This window comes from Cytobacillus sp., from assembly GCF_964223445.1.
Classification (GTDB): domain Bacteria; phylum Bacillota; class Bacilli; order Bacillales; family Cytobacillaceae; genus Cytobacillus.
Genome location: NZ_CAXQGS010000138.1, coordinates 1 through 3,413, shown reverse-complemented (window position 1 = coordinate 3,413; position 3,413 = coordinate 1). Strand labels below are relative to the sequence as shown.

Genomic DNA, 3,413 nt, shown 5'->3' with positions numbered 1-3,413 from the left:
GCAAATGGAATAGCTGTCAGCAGAAGGGTTTGGAACATATGCCTGCACTCTTTTTAGAATAGAGAAAGCTGATTTTGTTCAGGAAGGGATTCCAGGCAGCGCGGAAAAGTGTCCAAAACAATTATCGAGTATTTGGATAACCACGGCTGCCTGGAATCCCTTCCTGAACAAAATCAGCTTTCTCTATTCTAAAAAGAGTGCAGGCATATGTTCCAAACCCTTCTGCTGACAGCTATTCCATTTGCATAAAAAAATTGGTTATGGTATAGTTTTATTGGAAATACTAAGAATAACTCTCGCAAAAGGAAGAGTGGGGCAACCCACTCTTTCGTGTTGTGTACGGTTTTTTCCTTATATCGGATCTATGTTAAAACTATATGTTAATTAAAGTTTAGCAGGGCCAATATCTAATTTATTAGTGTAAAACAAGAGCTAAGAATCCAGTAAAAAGGAGGGAAATGAATGAGCAAAGTGACTGAAACGGTGGAACAACTGGTCACCCCTATTGTGGATGAACTTAATTTAGAATTAGTCGACATTGAATATGTAAAAGAAGGGAAAGACTGGTTCCTTCGCGTATTTATTGATAAAGAAACAGGCGTTGATATCGAGGAATGCGGAATGGTCAGTGAAAAGCTAAGCGAAAAGCTTGATGCTGAAGATCCGATTCCATACAACTATTTCTTGGAAGTTTCATCGCCGGGAGCTGAACGCCCTCTAAAGAAAGACAGTGATTTTGTTAAAGCAGTCGGAAAGAATGTTTTCGTTAAAACATACGAACCGATTGATGGAGAAAAGACGTTCGAAGGTGTGTTAACCCAATTTGACGGGGAGACCGTTACGGTTGAAGTGAAAATCAAAACAAGGAAGAAAAGAATCGAAATTCCTTATGAAAAGGTAGCGAATGCCCGTTTAGCTGTTGTTTTCTAATGACAGCTGATTGCGGGCTTGCTTATTAATATAAGCAATTGCTACTCAGTGTTGATCATTTGATAAGAGAAATAAAGGGGGATATAAATCTCATGAGCAGTGAACTTTTGGATGCTCTGACATTGCTTGAGAAAGAAAAAGGGATTTCTCGCGATGTGATTATCGAAGCAATTGAAGCTGCATTGGTGTCAGCCTACCGCAGAAACTTTAACCAGGCACAGAATGTGCGCATTGATTTAAACCTAGGAAACGGAACGATGAGAGTCTTTGCACGCAAAGATGTAGTGGATGAAGTATTTGATCCGCGTCTTGAAATCTCAGTTGAAGATGCTCAAAAGATCAACCCAAACTACCAGGTGGAAGATGTGGTTGAAATGGAAGTAACTCCTAAGGACTTTGGGCGCATCGCTGCCCAAACGGCCAAACAGGTTGTTACACAGCGTGTCCGTGAAGCGGAGAGAGGCATCATTTATTCTGAATTTATCGACCGTGAAGAAGATATCATGACGGGAATTGTTCAGCGTACAGATCCTAAGTTCATCTATGTGAGCCTTGGAAAGATTGAAGCGATCCTTCCGGCAAACGAACAAATGCCAAATGAGCGTTATCAGCCCCATGACCGCATTAAAGTCTTTATTACAAAAGTAGAAAAGACAACAAAAGGACCGCAAATTTTTGTCAGCAGAACACATCCTGGCCTGCTGAAGAGATTATTTGAAATTGAAGTGCCTGAAATTTATGATGGAACTGTTGAAATCAAATCCGTTGCCCGTGAAGCAGGGGACCGTTCTAAGATCTCCGTTCATTCAGACAATGAAGAAGTTGATCCGGTAGGTTCATGTGTAGGACCTAAGGGCACACGCGTACAGGCAGTAGTAAATGAGCTTAAGGGCGAAAAAATTGATATTGTAAAGTGGTCTTCTGATCCGGTGGTTTTCGTTGCCAATGCACTAAGTCCATCTAAGGTGCTTGACGTAATCGTAAATGAAGATGACAAAGCGACAACAGTTGTAGTTCCGGATTATCAGCTTTCCCTGGCAATCGGAAAGCGCGGCCAGAATGCAAGACTTGCAGCCAAGCTTACAGGCTGGAAAATTGACATCAAATCAGAAACAGATGCCCGTGAAGCCGGAATTTACCCGCGGGATGAAACACTGTTGAACTTTGATAATGATGATTATGAAAACGAAGACTACGAAAATGAGGAAGACTTCGATTTTCAGGATGAACTTTTAGAGGGAAAAGAATAGGGAAGAGGTGAATGATCGTGAACAATCGTAAAAAAGTTCCTTTGCGAAAATGTGTCGCTACCGGTGAAATGAGGCCGAAAAAAGAACTCGTTCGCATCGTTCGCTCCAAAGAAGGGGAAGTATCTGTAGACCCAACCGGTAAAAAATCAGGGCGCGGGGCTTATCTTTCCAAAGAAAAGGAAGCAGTTTTGTTAGCAAAGAAGAAGAATATCTTAGCCAATCATTTAGAAGTTTCCATTGATGAAGCTATCTATGAAGAACTCTTGGAGTTAATAGAGAAGGAGAAACGGCAATCCAAATGAACTCAAATCAATGGATGTCATTGCTTGGCTTAGCCAATCGGGCACGGAAAATTACTTCGGGAGAAGAGCTTGCTGTTAAAGAGATCAGAAACGGTAAAGCAAAGCTTGTTTTGCTGTCTGCAGATGCATCCGCAAATACGGCAAAGAAAGTTACAGATAAATGTAAATCATTTGGGGTTCCTTATAAGCTGATTCAAAACCGGGAAATGCTCGGTAAGGCTATAGGGAAGGAAGCCCGCGTTGTTGTGGCAGTGTTAGATGCCGGATTTGCAAAAAAGCTGTTAACGTTGCTCGATTAATACTAGCGGGGGTGAAAGTATGAGTAAAATGCGCGTATATGAATATGCGAAAAAACATAACATTTCAAGCAAGGATGTTATTACAAAATTAAAAGACATGAATATAGAGGTTTCAAATCATATGACTACAATTGAGCCGGCTGCAGTCCAGAAACTTGACGGAATCTTTATCAAGAATGACAGCCAGTCTCAAAAACAGAGCAAACCTCAAAGCCAGCAAAAACCGCAAGGGAATCAAAAACCGGCTTCAAATAATAGTGCTGTCAACACAACAGCTCCTAAAAGCAAGCCTCAGAATAAACCAGCCGAAAACAGAAACCAGGGACAGGGCAGCCAGTCCGGCAAAAGCTTCTCCGGAAATAACCGGGGCAATAGCAACAATAGAAACAATAATAACAACAACCGAAACAATAACCGAAACAACAATAAGAATAAAAATAACAAAGGAAAACAGCAGCAGCAGACTCATGTGGCCCCAGCTCCTAAAAAGGTGAAGGAGCTTCCTTCAAAAATTACTTTCAGCGAATCACTGACTGTAGCGGAACTGGCAAAGAAGCTGCACCGCGAACCTTCTGAAATCATTAAAAAGCTATTCATGCTGGGTGTTATGGCAACAATTAACCAGGATCTTG

The 3,413-nt window shown here is 41.4% G+C and carries 5 protein-coding genes; all 5 read left to right on the top strand.

The genetic code is table 11. The annotated features are described in order from the left end of the window. The first annotated feature begins 462 nt into the window (after positions 1–462). The gene (gene rimP / locus ACEQ1T_RS24265; RefSeq protein ID WP_206836490.1) at positions 463–930 is read left to right on the top strand and encodes a ribosome maturation factor RimP; all 468 of its coding nucleotides are present in this window, start codon (positions 463–465) and stop codon (positions 928–930) included. A 92-nt stretch (positions 931–1,022) separates the two neighbouring features. Then, positions 1,023–2,180 (top strand): transcription termination factor NusA, encoded by a 1,158-nt coding sequence (gene nusA / locus ACEQ1T_RS24260; RefSeq protein ID WP_206836495.1) that lies wholly within the window; start codon positions 1,023–1,025, stop codon positions 2,178–2,180. Between the two features lie 17 nt (positions 2,181–2,197). Continuing rightward, positions 2,198–2,482 (top strand): RNase P modulator RnpM, encoded by a 285-nt coding sequence (gene rnpM, locus ACEQ1T_RS24255; protein ID WP_206836497.1) that lies wholly within the window; start codon positions 2,198–2,200, stop codon positions 2,480–2,482. After that, positions 2,479–2,781, top strand: a complete 303-nt coding sequence (locus tag ACEQ1T_RS24250; protein ID WP_009330704.1) for a YlxQ family RNA-binding protein — start codon at positions 2,479–2,481, stop codon at positions 2,779–2,781. Before rnpM ends, ACEQ1T_RS24250 begins: the two co-directional genes overlap by 4 nt. A 19-nt stretch (positions 2,782–2,800) precedes the next feature. Further along, the coding region (locus tag ACEQ1T_RS24245) for a translation initiation factor IF-2 N-terminal domain-containing protein (RefSeq protein ID WP_370225115.1) at positions 2,801–3,413 on the top strand (613 nt) is incomplete at its 3' end.